The organism is Planctomicrobium aquicomposti (assembly GCF_051466325.1).
Lineage (GTDB): Bacteria > Planctomycetota > Planctomycetia > Planctomycetales > Planctomycetaceae > Planctomicrobium.
Window position 1 is genome coordinate 1,703,849 of record NZ_CP195792.1, and the last position, 25,409, is coordinate 1,729,257.

22 protein-coding genes are annotated in these 25,409 nt (G+C 59.0%); 11 read left to right on the plus strand and 11 right to left on the minus strand.

Annotation, left to right across the window (positions count from 1 at the left end; genetic code table 11):
* Positions 1-258 precede the first annotated feature (258 nt).
* From SH664x_RS06505 to SH664x_RS06515, 3 genes are all read left to right on the plus strand, one after another.
* The gene (locus tag SH664x_RS06505) at positions 259-825 is read left to right on the plus strand and encodes an RNA polymerase sigma factor (protein WP_437206045.1); all 567 of its coding nucleotides are present in this window, start codon (positions 259-261) and stop codon (positions 823-825) included.
* The gene (locus SH664x_RS06510; RefSeq protein WP_437206047.1) at positions 822-3,023 is read left to right on the plus strand and encodes a protein kinase domain-containing protein; all 2,202 of its coding nucleotides are present in this window, start codon (positions 822-824) and stop codon (positions 3,021-3,023) included. The genes SH664x_RS06505 and SH664x_RS06510 overlap by 4 nt, the downstream gene beginning before the upstream one ends.
* 615 nt (positions 3,024-3,638) lie before the next feature.
* The gene (locus SH664x_RS06515; protein WP_437206049.1) at positions 3,639-4,007 is read left to right on the plus strand and encodes a hypothetical protein; all 369 of its coding nucleotides are present in this window, start codon (positions 3,639-3,641) and stop codon (positions 4,005-4,007) included.
* Between the two features lie 294 nt (positions 4,008-4,301).
* Here SH664x_RS06515 and SH664x_RS06520 read toward each other — a convergent pair whose 3' ends face one another.
* Positions 4,302-5,072, minus strand: coding sequence for an inositol monophosphatase family protein (locus SH664x_RS06520; RefSeq protein WP_437206050.1), 771 nt, complete (start codon positions 5,070-5,072; stop codon positions 4,302-4,304).
* A gap of 286 nt (positions 5,073-5,358) precedes the next feature.
* On the opposite strand from SH664x_RS06520, the gene SH664x_RS06525 reads away from it, so the two are divergent.
* The gene (locus SH664x_RS06525; protein ID WP_437206052.1) at positions 5,359-9,513 is read left to right on the plus strand and encodes a hypothetical protein; all 4,155 of its coding nucleotides are present in this window, start codon (positions 5,359-5,361) and stop codon (positions 9,511-9,513) included.
* 58 nt (positions 9,514-9,571) lie between these two features.
* Positions 9,572-10,033, plus strand: a complete 462-nt coding sequence (locus SH664x_RS06530) for an SRPBCC domain-containing protein (RefSeq protein ID WP_437206054.1) — start codon at positions 9,572-9,574, stop codon at positions 10,031-10,033.
* A gap of 195 nt (positions 10,034-10,228) precedes the next feature.
* On the opposite strand, the gene SH664x_RS06535 is transcribed toward SH664x_RS06530, so the two are convergent.
* The gene (locus SH664x_RS06535) at positions 10,229-11,077 is read right to left on the minus strand and encodes a BPL-N domain-containing protein (RefSeq protein WP_437206056.1); all 849 of its coding nucleotides are present in this window, start codon (positions 11,075-11,077) and stop codon (positions 10,229-10,231) included.
* A 474-nt stretch (positions 11,078-11,551) separates the two neighbouring features.
* On the opposite strand from SH664x_RS06535, the gene SH664x_RS06540 reads away from it, so the two are divergent.
* Positions 11,552-12,667 carry a DUF1559 family PulG-like putative transporter gene (locus tag SH664x_RS06540; RefSeq protein WP_437206057.1) on the plus strand — a complete coding sequence of 372 codons (1,116 nt, stop codon included), beginning with the start codon at positions 11,552-11,554 and terminating at the stop codon, positions 12,665-12,667.
* A 130-nt stretch (positions 12,668-12,797) separates the two neighbouring features.
* On the plus strand, positions 12,798-13,274 hold the full coding sequence (locus tag SH664x_RS06545) for a carboxypeptidase-like regulatory domain-containing protein (RefSeq protein ID WP_437206059.1): 477 nt from the start codon (positions 12,798-12,800) through the stop codon (positions 13,272-13,274).
* Between the two features lie 183 nt (positions 13,275-13,457).
* Here the strand turns inward: SH664x_RS06545 and SH664x_RS06550 are convergent, their stop codons facing one another.
* Entirely contained in the window at positions 13,458-13,838 is a 381-nt protein-coding gene (locus SH664x_RS06550) for a DUF4440 domain-containing protein (RefSeq protein WP_437206060.1), read from the minus strand.
* 224 nt (positions 13,839-14,062) lie between these two features.
* Between SH664x_RS06550 and SH664x_RS06555 the strand changes: the two genes are divergently transcribed.
* Positions 14,063-15,073: a cytochrome-c peroxidase gene (locus SH664x_RS06555; protein ID WP_437206062.1), complete on the plus strand. Its 1,011-nt coding sequence runs from the start codon at positions 14,063-14,065 to the stop codon at positions 15,071-15,073.
* A 161-nt stretch (positions 15,074-15,234) separates the two neighbouring features.
* Positions 15,235-16,263 carry a hypothetical protein gene (locus tag SH664x_RS06560; protein ID WP_437206063.1) on the plus strand — a complete coding sequence of 343 codons (1,029 nt, stop codon included), beginning with the start codon at positions 15,235-15,237 and terminating at the stop codon, positions 16,261-16,263.
* A 218-nt stretch (positions 16,264-16,481) separates the two neighbouring features.
* Here SH664x_RS06560 and SH664x_RS06565 read toward each other — a convergent pair whose 3' ends face one another.
* From SH664x_RS06565 to ffh, 7 genes are all read right to left on the minus strand, one after another.
* On the minus strand, positions 16,482-16,658 hold the full coding sequence (locus tag SH664x_RS06565; protein ID WP_437207189.1) for a Dabb family protein: 177 nt from the start codon (positions 16,656-16,658) through the stop codon (positions 16,482-16,484).
* A gap of 6 nt (positions 16,659-16,664) precedes the next feature.
* Positions 16,665-16,880: a Dabb family protein gene (locus SH664x_RS06570; protein ID WP_437206065.1), complete on the minus strand. Its 216-nt coding sequence runs from the start codon at positions 16,878-16,880 to the stop codon at positions 16,665-16,667.
* 152 nt (positions 16,881-17,032) lie between these two features.
* A complete protein-coding gene (locus SH664x_RS06575) occupies positions 17,033-17,437 on the minus strand; it encodes a YraN family protein (RefSeq protein ID WP_437206066.1) in 405 nt (134 codons plus the stop codon).
* A 161-nt stretch (positions 17,438-17,598) separates the two neighbouring features.
* Positions 17,599-17,976 (minus strand): 50S ribosomal protein L19, encoded by a 378-nt coding sequence (rplS, locus tag SH664x_RS06580; protein ID WP_437206068.1) that lies wholly within the window; start codon positions 17,974-17,976, stop codon positions 17,599-17,601.
* 135 nt (positions 17,977-18,111) lie between these two features.
* A complete protein-coding gene (gene trmD / locus SH664x_RS06585; RefSeq protein ID WP_437206070.1) occupies positions 18,112-18,825 on the minus strand; it encodes a tRNA (guanosine(37)-N1)-methyltransferase TrmD in 714 nt (237 codons plus the stop codon).
* A 168-nt stretch (positions 18,826-18,993) separates the two neighbouring features.
* Positions 18,994-19,338, minus strand: a complete 345-nt coding sequence (rpsP, locus tag SH664x_RS06590) for a 30S ribosomal protein S16 (RefSeq protein ID WP_437206072.1) — start codon at positions 19,336-19,338, stop codon at positions 18,994-18,996.
* Between the two features lie 111 nt (positions 19,339-19,449).
* Complete coding sequence (gene ffh, locus SH664x_RS06595; protein ID WP_437206074.1) at positions 19,450-20,937, minus strand: signal recognition particle protein; 1,488 nt, start codon at positions 20,935-20,937, stop codon at positions 19,450-19,452.
* 355 nt (positions 20,938-21,292) lie between these two features.
* Here ffh and SH664x_RS06600 point away from each other — a divergent pair, with 355 nt between their 5' ends.
* Entirely contained in the window at positions 21,293-22,903 is a 1,611-nt protein-coding gene (locus tag SH664x_RS06600) for a 30S ribosomal protein S1 (RefSeq protein WP_437206075.1), read from the plus strand.
* A gap of 205 nt (positions 22,904-23,108) precedes the next feature.
* Positions 23,109-24,545, plus strand: a complete 1,437-nt coding sequence (locus SH664x_RS06605) for an APC family permease (protein WP_437206077.1) — start codon at positions 23,109-23,111, stop codon at positions 24,543-24,545.
* Positions 24,546-24,584: 39 nt separating this feature from the next.
* Here SH664x_RS06605 and SH664x_RS06610 read toward each other — a convergent pair whose 3' ends face one another.
* A complete protein-coding gene (locus tag SH664x_RS06610; RefSeq protein WP_437206079.1) occupies positions 24,585-25,346 on the minus strand; it encodes a phosphatase PAP2 family protein in 762 nt (253 codons plus the stop codon).
* Positions 25,347-25,409: the final 63 nt, after the last annotated feature.

Genomic DNA, 25,409 nt, shown 5'->3' on the forward strand with positions numbered 1-25,409 from the left:
ACTTGAAGCTGCAGGAATCAATGCATGCATTTTTGCCGATCTTTAAGTGACTGGCAGTTGCTGCATTGGATCACAACACTCGCGAATGAATCCGGGTTGAATGACGAAATTGGGCAGGAGGCCCATGCGCCAACGAGACTCATGTTGCGTAAAGTGAGGCGCAATCTTCCTAAGCTGCCAACAACTTGGAAAAAAAATGGAGTTTTGTCACAATTCCTCGGCCCATGAATCATTCATGTCAGAGAGTAGAGGGATCACATGAACCCGAAAAAGACCTCTGATCCAGAATTCGACGTTTTACTGCAGCGGATGCGGTCGGGCTCTCAATTGGCGATATCGGAAGTTGTAAAGCAATTTTCGCCAACGGTTTATGGAATGATCCGGCGGAGAATCGCTCAGGCGGTCCGCACGGTCACTGACTCGGAGGATGTCGCCCAGTCTGTCTGGCGATCCTTCTTCGAAGGTCTTGACCAGCAATATCTTATACAATCTCCGGAACAATTGCGCGCCTTGCTCGGAAAAATGGCGTCTAATAAAGCAGTTGATTGCGGCAGACGCCATTTTGCCCGTCAGCAACACGGCGAGACGATCAAGCAGCCAGTTGACACTGTACCGCTGCCGAGCACTGATCCCAGTCCCTCCGAAGTGCTGATGGCCAAGGAGTGCCTGTCCAAGATTGTCAAATCCGTACCGCCCCGGTTCGCCCAGGCGGTTTCCATGCGGGCTCAAGGAATTCCGGTTGAAACGATTGCCAGAACGCTGCAGCTCCCACTTCGCTCTTTGACCCGCATTTTCGAGCGCGCAAGAATTAAGAACACCCAATGAATGCTTCCATTCAGGTTCGACCGTCGCTGAGGGTTACTGATGACATTCTGGGAAGCATTCTGGCTGAGCTTCCGGAAGGAGAGCCGTTTGACGCTGCTGCCGTGATCGCAGCGCATCCGGAAATTCAGGGGAACTCCGACGCCATGGCCGACCTGGCGTACGAGGAATTCATCCGCCGGCAGGACCTCGGCGAGGATGTGAATCCCGAAGCGTTTGTTTCGCGGTTCCCGTCGATCGCTTCGCTGCTCTACCGGATGTTCGATTTCTGTGAGATTGTCAAACAGTCTCCGGAACTGTTTGTCAATCCGACCGCTCTGGCATGGCCGGAGATCGGATCGATCGTCGGCCAGTTCGAACTGGTTCAGCAGATCGGTTCCGGCAGCTTCTCCCGGGTCTACGAAGCGCTGGACTTGGCACTCCCCGGTCGACATGTCGTCCTGAAGCTCACGACACACGCTCATCAGGAGGCTGAAGCACTCGGCCGCCTGACGCATCGTAATATCGTCTCACCGTACGGCTTATTTACCGACCTCCATCCGGATTTCGTCGCGATCGCCATGCCGTCTGTCGGCCGCGCGACGTTAGTCGACCTCGCGAAAGATCGCCCGCAGCCACTGACCGTAGCCGCTCCCTTAGATTACGGCACGTTCCTTTCTGAGAACGGCCAGGGGATGGCTGTCACATTCCGTGAAGAGCGATTTACGGAAGACCTGAGCTTCGTCCAACGGGTTGCCTGGATCGGTGCCACTCTCGCTGATGCTCTCGCATACGCACACAGCAAGAATTTCGTGCACTGCGACATCAAGCCTTCCAACGTCCTGCTCTGTGCGGACGGACAGCCGATGTTGCTGGACTTCAATCTTTCCCAACGTTCCGACGACGCCAGCGTGCTGCGGGGTGGAACGCTCGCTTACATGTCCCCGGAGCAGCTGCGGGGATTGGGAGCAAAGGCTCCCGTGGGGGGAGCTGCCGACGTCTTTTCGCTGGGAGCGACGCTGATCGAGGTCCTGACGGGTGAACCACCCTTCGGACGCGACACGAACAGCATGAACTCCGAGAAAAAACAGCCGCATCCGCTTGAACTCAGTGGCGTTCCGTATCGAATCGCAGAACCGCACCGGCGCGCAATCGGCCCGGACGTCAGCGATCTGCTGGAAAGCTGCCTGGTCCTTGATCCGTCCCGGCGTCCCACCCCGGCCGAACTCAGCCGGCGACTTCGCAATCTGCTGCCGCGTGAAATCCGGCTGCCCCGCTGGATGCAATCCCGGCGCTTCCGATTGGCTGCGACCGTGACGGCCCTGACCATTCCCCTGTTCGGAATGGCGGGTTACCGGGTGACCCATCCCTCACCGGAGCAGAGCTACCGACGCGGTATGGCCGACCTGACGGAGTTGAACCGCCCCGATCGGGCCGTTCACCATTTCAGCCGTCTGATTCAGGCTGAGCCAGGCCGCCGCGATCTGATTGCCCTTCGCGCCTGTGCGGAAGTGAAAGCAGGGCAGTACCGGGAAGCCTTCAGCGACCTCAATGAGCTGCGCGAGGGCCCAGGCGCTCCGATGGTTGCTGCCCTCCTTGGCTACGTCACCTGCCAATGGCACCGCGACACTTCGGCAGCAGAAATGGAATACGAGCGAGCCTACCGGGGAGGTTACCGGACCTCAGCCGTGCTGAACAATCTCGCCTACTGTAAATATGTGAACAAGAAGTACGATGCCGCCCGCGAACTGCTGCGAGAAGCACAAGCGACCGCCAGCAGCGTGGAGGAGGCAGATCTCGCGCTCTTGAATCTGGCATTCATGGAGCGCCGCGCCGCCGCTGCAGGTGAAGGCATTCCATCCAGAGAATTAATTTCCAGCCTTGCAAACAACCCCCGGCTAACAGAGACGCCGAACGGCATCCTCACTCTGGCCAAGCTTTGCTGGCAGGCATCTGCTGATGAGCCCGAAATGATGGAACGTGCTCACTTCCATATCCACAAATATGCTGCGAGCCGAAATCTCGATAAACAGGACGAGGAGGCACTTGTTTCGTTTCTCTTCTCTTTCCGAGAAGCCAAAGCTGGGGCACTTCCTCAAGAAACGCTTAAGCAAGTTGTTCGAGAACTTGGTGACTTTACTCGACTGGTAGAACACGATTTAACTGCAGAAGATTTCACCAAGGAACTGACTAGAGCGGTCGCCTCTGACACCCGCACGTAGTTGTCCACAGCCTCAACTCAGTCGCAATACATAGGTGGCCTCGAAAGTGTGCCACCTTCTTTTTTTGTCGGTCCACTCGCTGCTTCAACTCAGTCAGCACATCGACCACGAGGAAAAACCTCGGCATCCCCGCGTAACCCTCTGACTTCGCTGATTCAGGGCACCGGGTACCCCATCCGGAAAAGCCCAGCCCTCCTCGACGTCCCGCCTCAAATCCAACTCGCCGTGATCGTCCGGCTCTCAGTCGTTTTCATCTATTCTGTGCCCGCTGGCGCGCCTCACCAAATCGATTCGAACTGGAAACATCTACATCCTTTTGTTGCCAGAACTGGGGGATGGCAACTGGCAAGTTCGGCTGTTTGCGTTCACTTTATCAGCCAGGGTGGATCAGTTTGCCTGATTCTTTTTGCCTGTTCGAAAATTGAACATCCTCCGGCGGAGAGTGGTGTAAAATCAACAAAACCTCAAAGTCGTCACCGCGACCGCTCTATTTTGCGTAATTCCACGCAATTTATTTGGCCGACGCGAATCTGTCAGGACGACTCACTGGGCGTGCACTGCGGTTCCCAACCCTCGGGACAGGCACGCTGAACTTTTGACCCTGGAGTCCCCTCGATGCAGTCTCTCTGGCAACTTTCCGTCTCGCGTTCCCGCCTTGCGCTTGTGGCGGTCGCACTGTTCTTCGGCGCTCACTACAGCGCCTCCGAAGCCCAGGCCACCGACCCACCCGTTATTGTCTACTTCGATTCAACGATGCTGCCCGGCGGTTACTATCTGGTGGACGGCTATGTCATTCACGACTATCCGGAGTACTGCTACGTTGAATATTCTGGCGTGCTTTACGGATACGACGCCTGGCCGGACGCGGATGGCTACTTTTATGTTTGTGTCTGGTTCCCGCCGAATGTCGATGGCGACATTTACGCGCAGGCTACGGACTTCTTGGGACAGAGCTCCTCTTGGGTGTTGACATACATCCAGTAGTGAATCGCAGTCCCGCATCTGCATGTGTGAGAGAGTATGTCGTTTGCTGCAAAATGCCGGGGAACGCGGGCAACTGGCGGCCCCGGCAGCTGCAGCGGGAGTCGCATGCAAAGACAATTACTAGTTGTCTGGCGACTCAGAGGCTGATGGAGAGCGAGAGCATTCTCAATTGAGAACTGCCCGGATCTTGCCTCTCGGCCTTCCCTGTTGCCCCGCATGACATGCGCTGCACGTGGAAGCTGAAAGTGCATTCTCCTCGAGCTGTAGCCGCCCCGATTTTGCTTTCCGCCGGTGTCACTTCTCTCGAAAGTGACCGACCAGAGTGTCGTGCAACGGGCGCCCATTCGTCGCGAGAATATCAGGCTGATGAATGGAGAAGGTCGATCCCTGTGTGGTCGTCACTTTTCCCCCTGCTTCCGAAACGATCAAGGCGCCGGCTGCCATATCCCACGGCTTCAGGCTGTTGGACCAGAAGGCCTCGATTCGTCCGCAGGCGACACAGCAGAGATTCAGGGCTGCGGAGCCGGTCCGCTGCACGGTCTGAGCCGCTTCCAGAATATCGAGAAACTTCCGGATCGCGGGGTGCTCTCGGTCGACCTTCACCGGCAGACTCGCCATACACATGGCGTATCGCAGTTCCGAGGTTTCGGAGACCTGAATTTTCTCTCCGTTGAGTGTGGCTCCCTGGCCAAGTTCCGCTGCAAACATCTCGTCCCGATTCGGATCGTAAATCGCTCCGACAATCAGTTCGTCTCCGCGCTCCAGGCCAATGGAGACCGCATAGTACGGAAATCGGTGCACGTAGTTCGACGTCCCGTCGAGAGGGTCAATGACCCAGCGGAAGGGTGAATCCCCCTCTTCGCAGGAGAGGTCTTCTTCCCCCAGAAACCTGTGGTCGGGGAAATGCTCGCGCAGGTAACCCACAATGGCGTTCTGGGACGCAATATCTGCCTCGGTCACCAGATTCGAGGGGCTTTTCTCGCGCGCCGTAAATTTCTCGCCCCACTCTTCCAGAATCCGGCCTCCCAGGCGGGCAGCCTCCATTGCAGCCTTGAGAAACTCCATTTGCGGTCTTTCTGTCACAGCGGGCCCCAAATTCGGGAAACCGCAGCACCTTTCAGGAGATTGCCGGCGAAAGCCCGGCAGGCCCCCGAAACGGGTCAAATTTCGAGCGTGAACAGCCTGAAAACTCACTTCCGGCGGCGATTTCTGAGCGCGGGTGATAATTCCCGAAAACTTTTAGGGCATTCTCCAGCGCTGCAACGTCGAGTAACATAATGAGAAGGGGGAATTCCGTCGACTGGTGTTGCGCGGCCCCGGTTGGAACTGCCTGCAGCAGTGGCGAACGAACATGGCGGTGATCGAAAAACAGCCTGCCCGCTCGAACTCATCCAAGTACGTGGATTTTGATGAATTCCTCGAGTACCAGCTCAAGAAAGCTCATTCGGGAATTCAGCTCACGGATGTCCTGTCGGGGGCCGTTCAGCTCGCGGTTTTCCTCACTGCCTATCTGTTGCTGTTTGCCATTTTCGATCACTGGGTGATTCCGGGCGGAATCAGCAGTGGCTGGCGGTGGTTGCTGATTCTCGCCGTCGGGACAGGAGCCGTCACTTGGGGAATCCTGCGAATTCTTCTGCCGTGGCGCCGACAGGTCAACTCCCTATATGCCGCACGGGAAATTGAACGGGCGCACCCGGAACTCAAGAGTGGCTTGCTAACGTGGGTGGACTTCCGCGAACAAGGGAAAGTCCCGGACGAAGCCATCCTCACCGCGCTTGAGAAACGGACAGCTCATCAGATCGAGCACGCCAACCTTGAGCAGGCCATCGACCGTCGGCTCCTGATGAGGTCCGCCTACACCCTGCTCGGCCTGATTGTCGGGATCTGTCTGTATACGTTGTTTTCTCCCAAGAGCATGTCAACGTCCCTTCTGCGGGCGTTGATTCCCTCTCAGTCTGTTCAGGCCGCCACTCGCACCCAGATCGTGGAAGTGACGCCGGGCAACTTCGAAGTTCTCGCCCGTGACCAGGTCGACGTCACTGCCGAACTCGCAGGAGTGGTTCCTGAGACCGTTACCTTGTTCTATTCCACTGCCGACCGGAAATTCGTCGACGAGCCCCAGGTGCTCCGTCCGACCGGTGATGAAGTGGTTAAGTTCCGGACTCGGCTGACGGGGGAAGGGGGCAAGGGACTGCTCCAGGACGTGACATATCACATTGTGGCGGGTGATACCCGCTCCAGCACGTACACCATCCGGGTAAACCAGCCACCGACCGCTTCGGTGCAGACCGTGACTTACGAATATCCCCGCTACATGGGGCTCAAGCAGACCGTGCAGGAGGGGAGCACGATCGACGCGTGGGAAGGGACCTATGTCACAGTCCATGCCGCCTCGAACATGCCGGTCAAGAAAGCGATCCTCTTCTGTTCCGATCAGGAGTCTGCTGGGGAGACGGCCGAAGCCTACCCGATGGAGGTCAAGGATGGGCAACTCTCCGCCCGCTGGCGGCTGAAGTTTCGTGACGACGGGACGTTTGCCCGCTTCTATCACATTCAGCTGTGGAATGAACAGGAGAAGAGCGACCCGCAGCCCGTGCTGCACCGGATCAAGGTCCGACCCGATCTTCCCCCCGAACTCACATTGATTCATCCGGCACAGGATCTGGAAGCCCCTCCGCGTGGCATCATTCCGATCGGGCTGCAATCAAAAGATCCCGACTTCCTGCTGCATCGGGTCTCATTGAAGCTGGAGCAGAACGGAGAAGTGCTGACCTATCCCGCTCCCCTGTTTGAAGGACCTCCGGACGCGGCTGAATTCAACACTCCCTCCCGACTCGATCTCAGCCGGTTGGTGCTGAAGGGGGGAGATTCGCTCACTTTGTATCTCGAAGCTGAGGACAATTTCGAACCGTTCGACCAGCGCAGCAAGAACATCACGCGCACCGGCAAGGTCACGATTCACATTGTCGATCCCTCTTCGCCCCAGCAGGAAGAGGAATTTAACCGGGCTCAGGAAAGCGAGCTGCAGGACAAGCTCAATGCAGCCGACGGAGCCCGGAATGAGATGCAGGAAGGTTCCCCCGCTGACCCATCCCAGCCCGAGAGAGAGCGGAATACGCCTGCCGAGCCCACCCCCGCAGAAGACTCTCAAAGGCAACAGCAGCCGGGCCAGCCTGACGCCTCGGACAATTCGCAGCAGCAACAGCGAGATGCCGGAAAAAAAGATGAGGGGCAGTCGGGTCAGGGAGAGGGGCAGTCGGGGAAATCATCACAGCAAAGCCCCGGCAACAACAGCGGAAAAGCAGGCGAGACGGGAACCGCAGGCCAAGCTGCCGGAGCCGGCGAGTCCCCGCGCGACGCCGGTCAGCCGGACGGGACAGGCAATCGGACCTCCGGAGGGACCTCTCGCCAGAACCGGAATGAGAAAGCCCCTGATGATGAAGCGCTTCGCAAGCTGCATGAGTGGAATCAGCGCCAGCAGGAGCAGGAACGTCAATCGGGGCGCGATCAACGTCCGGAATCTTCGGATTCTGGCTCTGGACAGCAGCAGGGAGACGCTCGCGGAACAAACTCAACGCCCCGGGAGGGTGAGCAATCGCCCGGGAACGCCCCCCAGGACACTCCAGCGCAGCAGCGGACCACTCCTGCAGGAGAACAGAAACCGGATGCAGGACAGCCGGCCTCAGGTGCTGAACCGCAATCGGATTCATCATCAGGCGGTCGCGGCATGAGCGATCCCTCCGGGAAAGCGCAGTCAGATTCTACTTCCAATGGCCCCCAGGAGGGTCAAGAGCCGTCACCTTCGTCGAACGACACAGCTCGTCCGGGCGAGCCCCAGCCCGGCACCCAGAATGCGAGGGAACCGGCGCCGAAGAATGGTTCAACAGCCGATAACACTGACTCGGGTGAGTCGCCAAAGATGTCGCAAGGTGGTGAGAACCGACCTGGCGAATCCGAACGGGGCGATGACGAGGGGACCTCTCCTTCTGGCTCGGCCGGTGCCTCACCCACGGATACCCAGAAGAACGGCAGTGGCCAGGAGCAGCGGGGAGAACGTCCCCCGGAAGCAGGCGACTCTCAGCAGGGGATGAAGAACGCGCCGGGTGAGCAGTCGAAACCGGAGCAGGGGGAACCTTCGACCGGAAATGCAGGTGATCAACAGCAACAGCCCGGTGGCCAGCAACAGCCCGGTGGCCAGCAACAGCCCGGTGGCCAACAACAGCCCGGTGGCCAACAACAGCCCGGTGGCCAGCAACAGCCCGGTGGACAACAACAGCCCGGTGGCCAGCAACAGCCCGGTGGCCAGCAACAGCCCGGTGGCCAGCAACAGCCCGGTGGCCAGCAACAGCCCGGTGGCCAGCAACAGCCCGGTGGACAACAACAGCCCGGTGGCCAACAACAGCCCGGTGGCCAACAACAGCCCGGTGGCCAACAACAGCCCGGTGGCCAACAACAGCCCGGTGGCCAACAACAGCCCGGTGGCCAACAACAGCCCGGTGGACAACAACAGCCCGGTGGACAACAACAGCCCGGTGGACAACAACAGCCCGGTGGACAACAACAGCCCGGTGGACAACAACAGCCCGGTGGACAACAACAGCCCGGTGGCCAGCAACAGCCCGGTGGCCAACAACAGCCCGGTGGCCAACAACAGCCCGGTGGCCAACAACAGCCCGGTGGACAACAACAGCCCGGTGGCCAACAACAGTCCGGTGGTCAACAGTCCGGTGGTCAGCAGTCCGGTGGTCAGCAGTCCGGTGGTCAGCAGTCCGGTGGTCAGCAGTCCGGTGGTCAGCAGTCCGGTGGTCAGCAGTCCGGTGGTCAGCAGTCCGGTGGTCAGCAGTCCGGTGGTCAGCAGTCCGGTGGTCAGCAGTCCGGTGGTCAGCAGTCCGGTGGTCAGCAGTCCGGTGGTCAGCAGTCCGGTGGTCAGCAGTCCGGTGGTCAACAGTCCGGTGGTCAACAGTCCGGTGGTCAACAGTCCGGTGGTCAACAGTCCGGTGGTCAACAGTCCGGAGGGAATACCCCGGGCAGTGGGCCCGGCATGGGTGGTCAGGGAGGAAATGGAACAGCACCGAGTGCAACCGGAACCAGCAACGACGGTTCAGGCATCACTGCGGAGCAGGCCGACATTGCCAACAAGAAGCGGGCGACCAATCTCGCTCTGAAGCGGCTGCGTGAACAACTCGAACGGGGAGAAACTCCGCAGGAACTGATGGATCAGCTGGGATTCACCCGGCAGGATCTCGATGGGTTCATGCAGCGGTTGGATGAGAATCTGGCTGATCCGGGGCTCGATCAATCCTCTGATTCCGAAGCCGCCCGGCGACAATTCGAATCCTTGTTGCGAGGGATCGATTACAAAGGAAAAGGGGAATTGCGCTCAGGCGGCGATCATGAACGTCGCGATTCACAGAGCTTCGGTGGGGCAAACCGCCCGGCCCCTCCCGATTTCCGCGCACGCGATGAGGCGTTCAAACGGAAACTTCAATCCGGGAAAAACAAGTAGCCTCCGCGTCGTGGTGGTGGCACGGACTCACGGACACTGAAAAGCAATGGTTGGTGACATGCTGGGCTCCCGTTTTACTTCCGTGATCTATATCCGCACTACCCCGGAGCAACTGTGGCGCGGACTGATCGATCCTCAATATACCCGGCAATACTGGGCAGAAACCTGGCAGGATTCCACATGGGTGCCCGGCGCGGACTGGAAGCTGATGATTCCCGATGGACGAGTAGGCGATTCCGGTACGGTTCTCGAGTTTGACGCACCGCGCAGACTGTCGGTCACATGGAAGAACGTGTTTCACGCTGAGTTCGCGAACGAAGCCGCGACCAGGCTGACCTGCGTCCTCGAGCCGGTAGGAACCTCCGTCAAGCTGACGCTCGTTCACGAGTCGGAGGATCCACATTCCAAACTCATTGCCGCCGTCTCCGAAGCATGGCCGCATCTGTTGTCGAGCCTGAAGAGCCTGCTCGAAACTGGAGAGTCATTGCTGGAGACTCGTAAATGGCCTGAAGGGATGTGAGGCCGGGATTCCTCCCGGCGCAGAAGGCGAGTCGTCTGGTGAAATGCAGTCTATCGCGTGGCGGGGACGGGGCATTCAAAAGTCAAATTGCTCCTGGTCGCACTGACATTCGGTCTGATGTCAAACGCTCAATTCATTGAGTCCACACAGCCTCAAGGAAAACGGACTTCACGCCAGACTGAATGTGCGGGCCACCTAGGGCTGAGGTTGACTGACCGGCTCTGGCGTGGGGACGAAAGATTCCAGGCGAGTCGGAGTTTCACGATCCTCTTGACCAGCAGCCCACAGGACCGCGTTGACCACCATGTAATTCGGTCCTCCGCGTGATTCGCAGTGAGGGCTGAAACAGAAGACGCGGCCCTTTCCGAATTCGCCTCGGGCAATGGCGGTGGTTCCGACCATCACGCCTGAAGGAGCTCCCTTCTCGGCCATCTCGCTGGTGAATTCAGCCAGCGACTCATACGGGGGCAGATCAGCCGCCGAACCGGGTGCCAGTAACGGTCCTTGCGCATAGTAGACCTCGAGATCAGCTTTGCTACTCTTCAATGCTGCCTGTCCCGCTGGTGTCAGGTGCAGCTTGACCTGGCCGTTGCCGCGTGCCCAGTGCTCTGCATCCACCATCTCGGCGTTCAGCAAACCGAGTGACCAGTCAAAGTGGGAAGACGCCAGATACGATCCGGCGCAGATCCCGACGTAGCCACCGCCGTTTCGCACAAACTCCTTGATGTTCTCGCGACCGGTCTCTTTCAGTTGTGATGACTGATAGCTGCCTGAACCTTCCGGCATGATCAACACGTGATAGCCCTGGTTGAGAGCACCCTTGCGAATCTGGGCTGGCGACAGGTTGTCGACGTGGAAGACGTCGTTGTCACCGAGGATTCTGGCCAGCACTTTGAGGTACCGTGCCTTGCCTTCGGAATGATCGTAGATCGCCACGCGAATCGGATCCGCGGCAGTCGCCGACAGGGGAACGACCCCCATCCAGCACAGGGCGATCAAGGAGAATCGAAGAGTATTTCGGCTGGGGTTTGGGAACAGGCGCATACAATCTTTTCCGGATGACTGGGACAAGTGGGCTGGAGACAGTGAGGGAGCACAGCAGGAACTCGAACTTGCCCGGAACCAGCACTGACTCCTGGCAGAGACGAGTTGCGACGGTGAAGTCCGCCGTGAAGATCGTGCTCAGACTATCAACTCGCCGCCAACAAACAACCCGGTTTTTATCGAAGTTCAGCGTTGTGTGTGCGTCGCAAAATCGACATGAGATTGTCGTAGAAGGATATTGTGAATGGACTGCCGATCGGGAGAATCAACAGCTGGAAGAGTCACGGAAATCAATTCCAATCATCGCCTGATGATGGGAATCGCTGGAACGGAAACGGTGTATCGACGACTCATGTGTTTCCGGTTTCAGCCTGCCTCCTGACTGCATTGCCTGAATTTCCCGTGCGCTCGCGGAATTTTGCCATAACTTTTGTTTCTGCCGTTCTCCCGGTCCTTACGTCGAAGGCGTCAATTATGCTGCTAAAGGAAACACCTGCCTCCCATCGCCGGAAAAAAGGTGGGTTCACCCTGATCGAACTGCTGGTCGTCATTGCAATTATTGCTGTGTTGATCGCCCTGCTGTTGCCTGCTGTCCAGCAGGCTCGTGAAGCGGCCCGGCGGTCCCAGTGCAAAAACAATCTGAAACAACTTGGTCTGGCATTGCACAACTATGCTGACGTGATGGGGTGTTTACCCTCGCGTCAAGGTGGGACATCGGCCGCAAACCCCAAAGGAAACAATAATGAAGGGAGCGGATTCACCATGCTGCTCCCCTACATCGATCAGGCTCCGCTTTACAACCAGATCAGTGGGACTCAGGTTTATGGGTCCACCACCTTTCAGCCATTTGGCGACAACTGCAATGACACGTCGGCCTACGTCCCGTGGCGGACAACCATTCCCGGATTTCTTTGCCCCTCTGCCGCCTCCATTCGAGGTGTTTTCGGAGGAGTTGACCTGGGGATGACGAACTACGGTTTCAGTGGAGGAGATACCGCTCTGCTCCTTTCGAATATCTCGGCGAATCCTGTCAACTCGCGTCGGGCAGTGCGGGGGCCGTTCGGATATCAGACCAGCCGTCAATTCCGCGATATCACCGACGGGACCAGTAACACCATCGCGATGGGTGAACTGACGGCCTACAACGGCAGCGGCGGCATGAGCACGATCGGCGGGGTGGCCCGCAGCCGTGGTCAAAGCATCTATTCCACACCGATTCTTTGCCTGTCCACGCTGAATCCGAACGATCGCAGTACTTTCGCTCCAGGCGTGACTGTTTCGCTCGGGCGAGGCTCCCGTTGGGGTCGCGGAAACCCATCGTATGTGGCGGTGAATACCATTCTTCCGCCGAACTCCCCCTCCTGTGCCGATGGTGGTTATGACACCGACGGCCTGTACTCCGTCGCCAGTCTGCACGTCGGGGGAGCCCATGTGCTGATGTGCGATGGTGCCGTCCGGTTTGTCAGTGAGAACATTCACACCGGCAACCTGTCGGCTGCAACACCCTTGAACATTTCCGGTCGCAGCCCCTACGGGATCTGGGGTTCTCTGGGTTCCATCTCCGGTGATGAAGTCGTGGGTGAGTTTTAGTTCAGTCTGATTTTCGATCTGCTCGTGTTCGTCATGCGGAGTTGTGCCTGCTACCCGTGCGACACGAGCAGCCTTTCCGGCAACAGTCGGACGCCATGTTGTGAGACCTGGCGAAACACTTTTGGAAAACATGAAACCACTACACAATTTCAACCGAATCTTCGGACTGGCGATGGTGGCCCTGTTCTGCACGGGCTGCTCACGATCCAGCAGCATTGACCGCCCTGACGTCTTCCCCGTGGCGGGAGTGGTCATCCTGAATGGGAAGCCGCTGGCGGACGCGACTGTGGTGTTTCAGCCGCAGGAGCATGAGTTCGCAGCGATGGGGAAGACCGACAGCGAGGGACGCTTCCAGCTGACGACATTCGATTCGAACGACGGGGCGGTCCCCGGCTCGTACCGAGTCAGTGTGGTCAAGCATGAGGAAGTCCCTTTTGTTCAGGGACAGCGCGACGACGCTCCCTCCGTGGGACCGCCGAAGCTGCTCGTTCCCTCGAACTATGCTGACCCGACCAATAGTGGACTGACCGCGACCGTCGTGTCCGGGCAGCCCAATGAAGTCAAGCTTGAGCTGACCGGGCAGGTTCGGGGGGCCCGCTCCCCTTGATCTGTTCGGTCAGCATTCTCAACCCAGCAATGACGAAACGCCCCGTAATCACGGGGCGTTTTTTTGTTCCCGATACTTTCTTCGGGACACGGTCTTCATTGGGTCGCAATGCTCGCCACGCGGCAATGGGCCTTTCATCACAACAAACACTTGCTGTGTGGGCGAAGCACAGGGCAACCTGCTCTAACAGGGTGAACGATGGAAGTGGATGTGCTTCCACTGATTCCCCGTCTTCTGCCAGATGCGGGTCTCATCGGAGGAAACTGTCACCGGCGAGCCGTTGCCGTCGAGTTTCTGCGTCAGTCGGGCGTAGCAGACGATCCCGATCTCTCCCACAACACGGATACTCGGAGAGGTGGCTGTCGACAGACGGGGCTTGCCCGCGGGGAGGTCAAAGTAGAACTTGTGGAAGGGGAGCCCCGAAACCAGGTGGCCGTTCGCTTCCGGTTCGAAGCAGGTGATGTTTTCGTCACACAGGGCGGCGTAGGCTGTCCAGTCTCCCGCATCGATCGCTGCCAGCAGCGTGTGGGTCAGGGTGAGCAGTTCCATTTCAGCAGTCGACATGGCGGTAAATTCCCGGTCAAAGTGGTTCAGGCTCGCATTCACATCGCGAACTTTCGCTTCATCTCAGCAATCCTGCACGGATTGTCAAACCTGCTGCCTCCCGGAACCGGGACAGGTTGTCGCAACCGCCGGGATTGCACGGGATTTTTCGCCCCTTCGCTTGCAGCGGAATCCCCAGTCTTTAAGAATCGGGTCCCACCTCTGCCCCAGCCCGGAAAGAAAACATGCACCGAGTGAGTCGCCCCCTTGGCTTGATCCTAGTTCTTTTGGCCGCCGGACGAGTCAACGCACAGGACAAGGTTCCGCTGGGGCTGCCGCCGTTACAGATTCCGGCGGACAATCCGACCACTCCGGAGAAGGTGCTGCTTGGCAAGCAACTCTATTTTGATAAGCGGCTGTCTCGCGACAATTCGGTTTCGTGTGCTTCCTGCCACGATCCGAAAAAGGGATTCAGCAACGGAGAGCAGTTTGCGACCGGGGTCGATCAGTTGAAAGGGGGACGCAACTCCCCCACCGTGATCAACAGCGCGTACCACACGCTGCAGTTCTGGGATGGACGTGCTGCCACGCTGGAAGAACAGGCGCTCGGTCCGGTGCAGAACCCGATCGAAATGAACATGACGCTGGAGGAAGTGGTTGAGCGGCTGAACAAAATTCCGGGATACCGGCAGCAGTTTCACCAGATTTTCGGTACACCGGTCACCAAAGAGGGGATCGCCAAGGCGATTGCCTGTTACGAGCGGACGATTCTGTCCGGAAACGCTCCTTACGATCGCTACAAGGCGGGAGACGCCACGGCCCTGTCAGCGGGGGCTCTGCGCGGAATGGAGTTATTCTTTGGCAAAGCCCACTGCAGCGCCTGCCATTCCGGTCCCAACCTGACCGACAATGCCTTTCATAACATCGGTGTCGGAATGGACCAAAAGCAGCCTGATGAAGGGCGCTTTGCCATTTCCAAACTGAAGGGGGATACCGGAGCCTTCAAGACTCCGACGGTGCGGGAGATCGCCCGGACGGCTCCTTATATGCACGATGGTTCAATGAAAACTCTGGAAGAAGTTGTCGAGCATTACAACAAGGGGGGCATTGCCAACCCGTATCTCGACGAAGAGATTTTCGAACTCAACCTGACTGCGCAGGAGAAGCAGGACCTGATTCTGTTCCTGACAGAAGGTCTGAGTAGCTCGGACTACCCCGAGCACGAGGCTCCCGAGCTTCCGCGGGACGAGAACTGACGTTCTGCGATTCGTCAGCTGCCCCGTCGGCAGCCGGCACGGGGACAGTCGACACGGGGGCAGTCGACGTGCTGTATTCCGGTTGACACCCCGCGAGAGATTCCGGAGCAAGTGCTCCAACCGATCTGCTGTTCACGAGTTTTACAACAAAGGGAACAACGATGCGTTTCACGTGTTTCAAATTGCGATCGCTCGGTGCCTGTCTGCTGCTGCTGGGCGGAAGTCTTGCCGCACAGGACATCCAGCCGGTGGTCGTCCTCGAGAACCTCGACAATCCCTCCGGACTGGCCCTGCAGCCTGAGTCAAGGCACATCTTCCTGTCGGACCGCAGCGGAGTCTACCGGGTCACCCGCAAGGAGCAGCAGACGAACCTCACCCCGGAGATCACGGGCTATCCGACCGACATCTACGGCAAGGGGCCGATGTACAACATCGGCCCGCTGGGCATTGGGTTTCTGGATGAATCGACTCTGGTTGTCGGCGACGGGAGCCGCCCGGATGGCGATGAAGTGATCCGTATTTACAAGGTGGGCAAAAAGCCTGCGAGTTCGCCCGTGGCGGAAGCGAAGGCGGAATTCACTCTCGGACCGATTACCGCCGGCGAAGCGTCTGTCAAAGGGGAAGGGAACTACTACGCAGTCGCCAGCAACGGTGAAGCGGTTTTTGTGACTTCCAACGGCGACGACACGAAAGGCTGGGTTGTTCGCGCTTCGATTACGGATGGCAAGCCGGGCAAGCTGGAACCGTTTATCGCCACGAAGCAGTCCGTCGACACCGATGCTCCGTGCGGAATTGCGATCAGCCCCGAAGGGGATCTGGTCGTCAGTCAGATGGGCGAAGTCAACGTCGCCGGCGACAGCCTGATCACCATCTACGACGCAAAAACCGGTGCCTTCAAGAAGAGCTACAAAACGGGTCTGAACGACATCGTCAACATCGCGTACAGCCCGGATGGAAAGCTGTACGGCGTGGACTTTTCCTGGGTCGATCCGAGCCAGGGGGGACTCTACGAACTGACCATCGACGGGGATACGTTGACGCCACGTAAGATCGTGTCGCTCGACAAGCCGACGGCATTGGCCTTCACACGCGGCGGAGCATTGTTGGTGACCGTATTCGGCACCGAAGAAGCCGGCTCGGACAAAAAGCCAGGCAAGCTGCTGCGAATCCGCAGCGCGGATCTGAAGTAATCCGCAGCGTCGCGTTGAGTTCAATCTGGAGAGTGAACACAACCCCGTGCCGCGAGAGCGACGCGGGGTTGTTTCGTAGCGGGACGGCAGTCCCTGCAGTCGAAGGGGCGTGGATGGCGACGTTCGTTTCTGCGCTCGTCTCGATCGACTCAATCCGCAGCGTGCAGCCAGTGATTCACTTGGGGCTCCTCTGCCGATGAACAGCGTGGATGCCGGGTCTACTCGGCCGTCCAGTAGTCAAAAACAACGACCTTTTCCCTTCGGGGTCCCGACACCTTCACGTACTCCTGATGAGCCGGATGATTGAGATAGACGTCGCGGTCGGCTTCCGATCGAAACGTGACCAGAAACGCGTGAGTGAGGCCGTCCGACTTCCCTTCCGGGCTGACATTGATTCCGTGCTACAGCGCTGAGATTTCCGGAATCAGTTTCTGCATCGACAGGAACTTGTCAACGACTTCCTGCACCTGCTGCGGCGATTGATCCTCTTTGAACTTGTAGAGCACCAGGTGCCGCAGCTCCCGGGCCGGCTTCTCGGCCGCGCCTGTGGAGAGAGTTTGCATCAGGACAACTCCTGTCATGCTGATCAGTGAAAGGGAAATAAAAAAACGGTTCATGCCGTTACTCCTGTTGAGGGAAAGGTTCCGACACCTGATGGTCCGCTCGAACAGATTCGCTGTTGTGGGATCCGTTCTCGCCACGCGGAAATGAGCATTTCATCACACGAAATACTTGCTGGGCGGGCCAGGACAGAGCAACCTGCTCTTGGTCACGAGTACATCTGACCTTGGCCGACCGGTTCAAAGGCGTTGATCACATGTTCCAGCTGCGGAGGCTCATTCCCCTGCCAGGTGATGGCGACCACATCAAACCGGGCTCGCCGCTCCAGCAGTCGATGCGTCTTCAACCACGCCAGTGCTGCCCGGGTCAGTTGCTGCTGCTTTCGGTAAGTCACCGCCTCTTTGGGATGTCCGGCGACGTGACTGGACCGGGTCTTCACTTCGACGAACACCACCGTCTCTTGATCCATTGCAATCAGATCGATTTCGCCCAGCCGGTTACGGCATTGCCGTGCCAGGATGCGATAGCCCAGCTGTTTCAGATGCCGGGCTGCCAGTCGCTCGCCACGGTCACCGAACAGTTTTCGCAGCCAGCCAGTCAGCGGACGGAGCATGATTCGGTCCTCGTCGGCGCTCTGAGAAGTCCCGACCGAACTGCGCCGGGCGATCTCCGAACACACCATGACAGAGAAGTCCGCGCAGGAAAAGACCTCCGGGAAAAGTTCCGGAGGTCTGATCGCAGTTCAGATTGTTCGTGACGCCGCGGGGGCGGGACTCACGAGGTGGTTTCAGCTTCACCGGACTTGGCGCGGCGTTCCACGAGGCGGGTCGCCTTGCCGATACGGTCACGCAGGTAGAACAGCTTGGCGCGACGAACGCGGGCATGCCGCTTCACGACGACGTTGGCCACCTTGGGGGAGTTGACCGGGAAGGTCCGCTCCACCCCTTCACCTGCCACAATCCGGCGGACGGTGAACATCTCGGCCATGCCGTGGCCGCGGGTTCCGATCACGATGCCGGAGAAGATCTGAATTCGCTCTTTGTCACCTTCCAGAATCCGGGTGTGGACATCCACAGTATCCCCGATTGAGAAGTTGAGTTCGTTTTCGCGCAGGCTGGCCTTCTCTGCGATGTCAATCAGTTTGTGACGCATGGTGGCATTCCGGGTTGTCGCGAGCGGTGCCGCCTGGGACGTCGGCACATCACAATGGGTGGTCATCGCCATCCGCGGGAGGGGCCGGTCTTGTGAAAAACAAAAACCGGCCGAACCTGCAGAGTCCCGACGATGTCAGCTCTCTGCCGAAGCAGCAGAGCCGTCGAGGAGATCGCCGCGGCGCTGCCGCGTGCGTTCCAGACTTTGTTGTCGTCTCCACTCGGCGATGGCACCGTGATTCCCGCTCAGCAGGACATCGGGCACCGTCATTCCGCGAAATTCGCGGGGCCGTGTGTACTGTGGATACTCCAGCAGTGCTGACGACGAAAATGAATCATATCGGGCACTCGTCTCATCTCCAAGAACTCCCGGAATGAGTCGAATGACCGTATCAATGACCAGCATCGCCGGCACTTCTCCGCCATTGCAGATGAAATCTCCCGCGGAGACTTCCAGCGGCTCAAGCCCCTGCACGATCCGGTCGTCAAATCCTTCATATCGACCACAGAGCAGCAGAATGCGCGGCTCTTTGGCCAGTTCCTGAACCAGACTCTGGTCGAGCTTCCGGCCTTGCGGCGTCAGCATGACCAGTTTCCCCGGCTCTGGGGCGGCGGCCTGAACCGCCTCCACGCAGCGGAACACCGGTTCGCAGCGGATCAGCATCCCCGGTCCCCCTCCGTAAGGAGGATGATCGACCGACTGATGCTTGTCCTCTGCCCAGTCGCGAAAATTCCAGAGCTGAATGTCAACCAGCCGGGAATCAATCGCCTTTTTCAGCAGACCCTGTCCGAGATATCCGTCGAAGATTCCCGGAAACAGTGTCAGCACATCGAAACGGACGGAGTTCATTTGCCACTTGCCAGCCAAGGCTGCTGCTGACCCGAGCGGGCCCGGAGTTTCGTTTCGGTCAGCTGCCGGCTGCTCCACGCTGTTCCGCACCCATGAGGAGCGGCCTCGGGACATACCGGAAATAATCGCGTGGCCGTCCCTCTCGTTTCGGTCGACCGCCGGAGACGACTATTCTTCGGCGGGGGCTTCAGCAGCTTCTTCAGCTGCCGGCTTGGCCTTGACCTGCGGAGCCATCATCGGCGGCGGGGCCTTGGCTTCACCGAAGTCGTTGTCTTTCACCTTACGGATGAGGGCCGCCACCTTTTCACTCGGCTGGGCGCCGACGGAAATCCAGTGGTCAACCCGGTCCATCTTCATGGTGACGCGCTTGGATTTATCGCGAACCATGGGATCGTACGTGCCGATTTCTTCAATCGCTTTGCCATCGCGCGGGCTGCGCTGATCCATAATGCAAATGCGAAAGAAGGGACGATGCGTACGCCCCATTTTCTTCATGCGAATCCGAACCGTCACTGCTCTCTCCTGAAACGGAAAATTTTCAACTGACACGGCGGACCGAATAAAATTCCGCCGGGGGATGACCCGGCGGCTCGTCAACCGCATCCTGTTTGCTCATCAAGGCTTTCAGCGCCGCTTGTTCTTCTTGCGCTGATCTTTCGCCTGCTTACGCTGCTGCTTCTTCTTGTCCCGCAGCACATTCTTATCGACTGGACCCCGCTTGCTGCGCTGTTTCTCCCGCAGCATTTCTGCTCCGGGATTCATCATGCCAGCCTGCAGCTCCTGGACTTTTTTCATCCGGTCGCCGGTTCCCATGCCGGCCATCTGTTGCATCATCCCCGACATTCCCTTGAATTGCTTCAGCAAATCATGGACTTCGGTGGGGTTCGTACCGCTCCCCTGGGCAATGCGCTGCCGGCGCGAGCGGTCGATTTTGTCAGGATTTCGTCTTTCGTCAAGAGTCATCGACTGAATCATCGCTTCGACCCGGCCAACATCCTTGTCTGGATCCATGCCATCCAGCGCGTTCAGGGCCTGGGAGAGCTGCCCCATCCCGGGGATCATTTTCAGCAGGCTCTTCATCGAACCCATGCGTTTGATCTGATTCATGGCCTTGAGGAAGTCATCGAGCGAGAACTTCCCCTGCATCATTTTCTGCTGCTGGGCCTCCATTTCCTCTTCGTTGAGGACCCGCTGCGCCGTCTCGAGGAGGGTGGCCACATCCCCCTGTCCCAAAATGCGTTGCGCCATTCGCTCGGGGTGAAAACGCTCCAGCCGGTCGAGCTGCTCACCCACTCCGATGAACTTGATGGGGACTCCCGTCACCGCCTTGACGGACAGGGCTGCCCCACCCCGGGTGTCCCCGTCGAGCTTGGTCAGAATCACCCCATCGAGTTCCAGCGCCTCGTTAAAAACCTTGGCGCTGTTGACGGCATCCTGCCCCGTCATCGAGTCGCAAACGAGTAACGCCTGATGCGGCATCAACTTGTTGTCGATCTCGATCAATTCTTTCATCAGGGCGTCGTCGACGTGCAGACGACCCGCGGTATCGAGGATCAGCACATTGCAGTCGAACTCCCGGGCCTTCTTTCGAGCGTTGACGCAGACCTGAACGGGTGTGCTCTTTGCCGGGTCTTCCGTGTAAACCGGAACTCCGATCTGTTCGCCGATCACGCGCAGCTGTTCGATAGCGGCAGGGCGCTGCAAGTCGGCTGCGACCAGCATCGGCTTGTGTCCCTCTTCTTTCAGCATGCGGGCCAGCTTGCCGCAGGTGGTCGTTTTTCCCGCCCCCTGCAGACCGCACATCATGATGACCGACAGCTCGCCCCGACGGACGGCGAGAGAATGGTCGACTGGCCCCATCAGCTGGACCAGTTCCTGATAGACGATCCCGACAATCTGCTCTGCCGGACGCAGGGATTTGAGAACCTGTTCACCGACCGCCTGTTCGGTAACCCGCTGGATAAACGATTTAGTGACGTCGTAATTGACGTCCGCCTCCAGCAAAGCCTGCCGGACTTTCGACATCGAGTCGCGAATATTTCCTTCCGACAGCTTGCCGCGGGCGAGATTGCCTAATGCTTCAGTCAGATTCTTGGTGATCGCGTCGAACATCGCCACATCTCTTGAAATGCCGAAAATGCCCCAAGCGTTCAGTATAGCGGATTGGGGGCGGATTCCGACCCACCGGCGTCCGAACGGATTGGAAAACCTCCGGCAGCCTGCGGAACCCGTCGGACCTGCTGCGGACCAAGCCTCCTTCCGTCACACAGTTACGAGAATTCCGCCAGTGAATGGGACGTTAAGACTTGCGTTTTGATCGGCAGTTCTCAGAGAATCCCGAAAAAGGTTCCTCAAAGCCCGGTTTGGTAAACTGACCGGGGAGATTTGACCGGGGAACCGAAGAAAAACGTAATCGACGCCGTAGGGGCGTTTGACATTCGCAGACGGTCTGGCAGGTCACAGCGGAATGAGTACTGATAACGTCGCGCCTCATGAAGAGGTTCCTTCGTCTCTCCCGACCCCTTCTGAAGCGACTCCCGAGACGCCCGTTGCCGAAGCAACGCCGGCTGTTCCGGAAACCTCGACAGAAGAATCGCAACGGAAGCTGCAGCTCCGGCCCACAGTTGCACCGGGTGAAGGAAAGGCGATTGCCTCTCTGGGGACCCCGGCTGGGGCCCCGCCCGTCGCCGCGATTCCCGCCCAGGACGATGCGGACGTCGACGCCGAAGTGCAGCGCGCCGTCAAGGCGGCCGCCGCCGCAGCCAGTGCCCCTCCCCCACCGCCGACAACTCCGGTCGCCATTCCCGAGCAGGAAGCGATTGACGCCGGACTCGAAGCCGACATTGAAGCGGCAATGGCGCAGGCCAGTGCCGCTGCGACTCCGGCCGCTCCTGTCGAAGGGGATGCACCCGTCGCCGTGATTGATATTGAAACATTGCAGCCCGGCCAGAAGCTGCGCGGCACCGTGCTGGTGGTGCAGGAAGACAGCGTCTTCCTCGACTTCAACCTGCCGATGACAGGGGTTGTTCCGTTCCGCCAGTTCGACGCCAAAAACCAGCCGCAGGTTGGGGGCGTGGTGGAAGTTGTCTTCGACCGGATCGATGAAACCGAGGGGCTGATCCTCACGAATCTGGCTCGTGGCACCGCCAAGATCAAGGGGGGTGACTGGAGCGCTGTCAGCCCGGATCAGATCGTGGAATGTGTCGTTACCAAAACGAACAAAGGGGGCCTCGAAGTCAATGTCGGCACCCTGCGGGGCTTCATTCCCGCCAGTCAGGTTGAGCTGGGGTTCGTCGCGGATCTGGCGACTTATGTCGGTCAGAAGCTGCGGGCGAAGATCACCGAAGTCAATCCCGCCAAGCGGAAGCTCGTGCTGACCCGCCGGGCATTGCTCGCGGAAGAACGCGAACTGGCCAAGGCGGATCTGCTCAACGAAATCAAGCCGGATCAGGTGCGTACCGGTCGGGTCAAGACCATCAAGGAATTTGGGGCCTTCATCGATCTGGGAGGCATGGACGGCTTCCTGCCGGTCGCCCAGATGAGCTGGGTCCGGATCGAACATCCCAACGAGGTCCTGACTGAAGGCCAGCAGGTCGAAGTCAAGGTGCTGTCCATCGACCGCGAAAAGAACCGCATCAGCCTCGGCATGCGTCAGCTTTCTCCGAATCCGTGGCGGACCGCAGAAACGAAATATGAAAAGGGTGCTTCGGTCACCGGTCGCGTGACGCGCGTGGAGGCCTTCGGCGCCTTCGTGGAACTGGAGCCCGGGATCGAGGGGCTGGTCCATATCAGCGAACTCGAACACCGCCGCGTGAAGCGGGTCACCGAAGTCCTGAATGTTGGCGATATGCCCGAAGTTCAGATTCTGGAAGTCGACCCGGGCAAGAAACGGATCAGCCTGTCTGTCAAAGCCCTCAAGGCCAAGCCGGAGCCGGTTGAGAAGCCGAAGGACGAAGATCTCGCCCCCGGTAAGGGAGAGAAGTACGAACGCCGGGTCAGCAACCTGAACCTCAAGGGGGGAACGGGCGGCAACAAAGGGGGCGGATTGTTCGGGAATCCCAAGGATTACGGCAACTAGTGCCGCTGACAACAACTGGCGATCCGCGGGAAGAGCGATTCCACGGAAGTCCAGGTCCTCAGGCAGTGTGTCTGAGGACCTGGCTGTTTGTGGACCGAGCTGACTCCACCCACACGGTCTTCAGGCGGCTGACGGGCCTGCGATCACCGGGCTCCTGCAACGCGACGACAACGGACTTCCGGATGCGTGATCGGTCATAACGGGCATGCAGATGACAGATGACGTCACTCCTGCTGGGGAACAGGCGAGACGCCCCGCATCACTGGGGCTGTGGGACACCATCAGCCTGATTGTCGGCATTGTCGTTGGTGTTTCCATCTTCAAGGTTCCGCCGGCGGTCTTCGCGCGCGCCGGCAGCCCGGAAATCGCCCTGGGGTTCTGGCTGTTTGGAGCGTTCTTGGCGCTGTGCGGTGCGCTCTGCTACTGCGAGCTGGTGACCACCTATCCCGAGTTCGGCGCGGAGTATGTGTTTCTCACACGTGCCTATGGGCGCCGCACGGGCTTCCTGTTTGTGTGGATGCAGACTTGCGCTGTGATGACCGGGAGCATCGGCATCATGTCGTTCTTCGTGGCCGATTACGCCGAGCAGATCCTTCCTCCCGGCCTGATTCACCCCGCCGTCATCGCAGCGACGGCGGTGGCAGCGCTCGTTGGTGTGCATGCTTTCGGGCTGCAGACCGGTCGGTGGGTGCAGAATCTGCTCACTGTTTTGAAGATTGTTTCGCTGGCCGCATTACTGATCTGCGGCTTGCTTCTTCCGACGACTCAGGCGCACGCTGCTCTGGTGGGCGGGTCGAATTCCGTCAGCTGGGCCGACTGGGGTCTGGCGCTGGTCTTCGTCTTGTATGCCTACGGCGGCTGGAACGACGCTGCCACGATCATGCCGGAAGTTCGCGACGGCCAACGTAATATGCCTCGGGCGCTGATCCTCGGACTGGGATCGATCGCTGTGCTTTATCTGGCGATGAACTGCGCTTATCTGCGAGGGCTGGGATTTGACGCCGTGAAGGAATCGACCGTCCCCGCGGCAGACCTCATCGAACAGACGCTCTCCGCCCGATTCGCGTGGCTGATCAGTCTGATTGTCATCATCTCCGCCCTTGGCGGGATTCACGGGATGCTGTTTGCTGGCTGTCGATTGCTGGCGGCCGTGGGCAAGCGGGAATCGTACTTCCGGGCGTGGAATCGCTGGAACAAGAACAACGTGCCACTCCCCGCGCTGTTCACGCTGGGAGCGGTTTCGCTGTTGTTGATCGGGCTGGTCGGCACGCAAGCCGGCCGCGATCGCCTGACCGCCCTGGCAGGGTTGCTGCACTTTCCCGCACCCGACTGGAAAGAATACGGCGGCGGGTTCAACCTGCTGTTGTCCGCAACCGCGCCGATTTTCTGGGGGTTCTTCGCCCTCTCGGGGTCGTCGCTGATTGTTCTTCGCTGGCGAGATCCTCAGCGGCCACGCCCGTTTCGGGTTCCCCTGTATCCGCTGACGCCGCTGGTGTTTGTCTCCACTTCGCTCTACATGTGCTGGAGCAGCCTGCAGTATGCGGGCCAATTGACGATCCTTGCCCTGCCGGTGTTTCTGGTAGGAGTGGCGATCTCGCTCTTGCCAGCCCGTGCGGCGTTGGGATCGCCATCAGAGAACTGATCGCCTGCTGAGAGGCTTGTCGCATCGACCTTGGGTCGCTCAGGGGGCGATCGAATCGGCGAAAGGCTTTTCCTCTTCAACGTCGGGGGTGGGAGGCTCGATCTGGCCTCGACGCTGGAGCAGTCTCGCCACGAGCCAGCAGAGGAGCGCCCAGACCGTCCCCGCCATCCAGCCGGCAAGAACGTCGGTCGGGTAATGAACACCAAGGTAAACCCGGCTGACGCCGACGGCGATCATCAGCACCAGTGCCACGCAGATCACATACATCTTCAGCTTGCGGGTCGCCACGCTGGTGGCCACGATCGTTCCCAGTGTGAGATACACGATGGCCGAATTCATGCTATGGCCGCTGGGAAAGCTGGTGGAGTTCTGGGCATAGGAAAGATGCGGCACAATATCCGGCCGCGGGCGTTGAAAGAACATTTTCAGGAGCGTACTGACCAGGTAGCCACTGGTTACCGAGACCAGCAGGAACATTGCCAGATGGCGTTTGCGGTCGAGCCAGAAGAAACCCGCAACAGCAAAGGTGAAAAAGCAGAGCCAGCTGAATCCTCCGAGAGCGGTAAGATCCCGGACCATCTCCTGCAGCCAGGCCGGCCCGATCGGTACGGCGGGGTCTTCTGCCGTGCGAAAGACGCGCAGCAGCCAGTATTCGAACTGGTGGGTCTCCCCGTCGGCGACTTCGTCGGCCACGTGAATGAAGATCCAGCTGGCAGTGAAGATCACCAGCAGCGAGAGGAGCACCGCCGGCTCACGTCCACCGAGCCACTTGACCCCTTTGCGCCATACCGCAGATGCCACCGGAATCTCGATCATACCTGCCACTGATGCTCAGGAACCGTCCGCCGCGAAGACCACTACCGG

Coding starts and splice junctions, on each gene's coding strand:
- SH664x_RS06520 (WP_437206050.1), bottom strand. CDS start 5,072: ATGGAGTTTCTCAAGGCTGCAATGGAGGCTGCCCGCCTGGGAGGCCGG.
- trmD (WP_437206070.1), bottom strand. CDS start 18,825: ATGAACTCCGTCCGTTTCGATGTGCTGACACTGTTTCCGGGAATCTTC.
- SH664x_RS06550 (WP_437206060.1), bottom strand. CDS start 13,838: ATGTCGACTGCTGAAATGGAACTGCTCACCCTGACCCACACGCTGCTG.
- ffh (WP_437206074.1), bottom strand. CDS start 20,937: ATGTTCGACGCGATCACCAAGAATCTGACTGAAGCATTAGGCAATCTC.
- SH664x_RS06570 (WP_437206065.1), bottom strand. CDS start 16,880: ATGAACCGTTTTTTTATTTCCCTTTCACTGATCAGCATGACAGGAGTT.
- SH664x_RS06600 (WP_437206075.1), top strand. CDS start 21,293: ATGAGTACTGATAACGTCGCGCCTCATGAAGAGGTTCCTTCGTCTCTC.
- SH664x_RS06575 (WP_437206066.1), bottom strand. CDS start 17,437: ATGCTCCGTCCGCTGACTGGCTGGCTGCGAAAACTGTTCGGTGACCGT.
- SH664x_RS06510 (WP_437206047.1), top strand. CDS start 822: ATGAATGCTTCCATTCAGGTTCGACCGTCGCTGAGGGTTACTGATGAC.
- SH664x_RS06545 (WP_437206059.1), top strand. CDS start 12,798: ATGAAACCACTACACAATTTCAACCGAATCTTCGGACTGGCGATGGTG.
- SH664x_RS06530 (WP_437206054.1), top strand. CDS start 9,572: ATGCTGGGCTCCCGTTTTACTTCCGTGATCTATATCCGCACTACCCCG.
- SH664x_RS06515 (WP_437206049.1), top strand. CDS start 3,639: ATGCAGTCTCTCTGGCAACTTTCCGTCTCGCGTTCCCGCCTTGCGCTT.
- SH664x_RS06605 (WP_437206077.1), top strand. CDS start 23,109: ATGCAGATGACAGATGACGTCACTCCTGCTGGGGAACAGGCGAGACGC.
- SH664x_RS06540 (WP_437206057.1), top strand. CDS start 11,552: ATGCTGCTAAAGGAAACACCTGCCTCCCATCGCCGGAAAAAAGGTGGG.
- SH664x_RS06560 (WP_437206063.1), top strand. CDS start 15,235: ATGCGTTTCACGTGTTTCAAATTGCGATCGCTCGGTGCCTGTCTGCTG.
- SH664x_RS06505 (WP_437206045.1), top strand. CDS start 259: ATGAACCCGAAAAAGACCTCTGATCCAGAATTCGACGTTTTACTGCAG.
- SH664x_RS06535 (WP_437206056.1), bottom strand. CDS start 11,077: ATGCGCCTGTTCCCAAACCCCAGCCGAAATACTCTTCGATTCTCCTTG.
- SH664x_RS06555 (WP_437206062.1), top strand. CDS start 14,063: ATGCACCGAGTGAGTCGCCCCCTTGGCTTGATCCTAGTTCTTTTGGCC.
- rplS (WP_437206068.1), bottom strand. CDS start 17,976: ATGCGTCACAAACTGATTGACATCGCAGAGAAGGCCAGCCTGCGCGAA.
- SH664x_RS06525 (WP_437206052.1), top strand. CDS start 5,359: ATGGCGGTGATCGAAAAACAGCCTGCCCGCTCGAACTCATCCAAGTAC.